The organism is Enterobacter sp. RIT637, from assembly GCF_019718755.1.
Taxonomy (GTDB): Bacteria; Pseudomonadota; Gammaproteobacteria; order Enterobacterales; family Enterobacteriaceae; genus Enterobacter.
In genome coordinates this window covers 1-573 of record NZ_JAIHAZ010000127.1, presented here as the reverse complement: position 1 = coordinate 573, position 573 = coordinate 1, and the positions used below count along the sequence as shown (strand labels likewise).

1 protein-coding gene is annotated in these 573 nt (G+C 51.3%); it reads right to left on the bottom strand.

Annotated elements, in window-relative coordinates; genetic code table 11:
- Positions 1-330: RHS repeat domain-containing protein (locus K5E19_RS23565; protein WP_311775531.1), on the bottom strand; the 330-nt coding region annotated here is incomplete at its 3' end.
- Between the last annotated feature and the right edge of the window lie 243 nt (positions 331-573).

Sequence of the window (573 nt, the reverse complement as noted above, 5' to 3'; positions counted from 1 at the left end):
GCCTGGTTCGTATATCCAGCGAATGGCGTTTTCATCATCCGGTTTGCCGTCAGAGCCGACCGGAACTTCGTCGGTGAGCTGGTCGCCGTTCCAGTGAAAATCCATCCCCGGTTTGTTGTGGCTGGTGCAGCGTTTACTGATGCGCCGGCCGAACGGGTCGTATTTGTATTCCCAGCGTTCGCCATCCGGCGTTTCGATACCTGAGAGCTGGCTCCGGGCGTCCCACCGATAGCGCCAGAGAAGAGGGCGGTAGCCGCCTTTATCGACCAGTTTCTCCACCAGACGACCGTTCACATCGTACTTCCAGGCGGTGTTATGCGCGTTTACCACCCGGACAAATTTTCCTCTTAGGCTTTAAAGTTGTGGTGACAACAGCACACCGAATATTAATTAAAAGGCTAAATGGCTGCGTGAGTCGGGATTTGAGACGGGCCCACATCTGACAGTGAAAATATCGAACGACTACATTGTGCTTATACGTAACAGTAATGAAGTGGACTGTCTGAAGCATGAGCAGGAGTTGCTTCGCCAGCAGTTACGGGATGTTAAACCGGTTAATAACAATATTAAAAA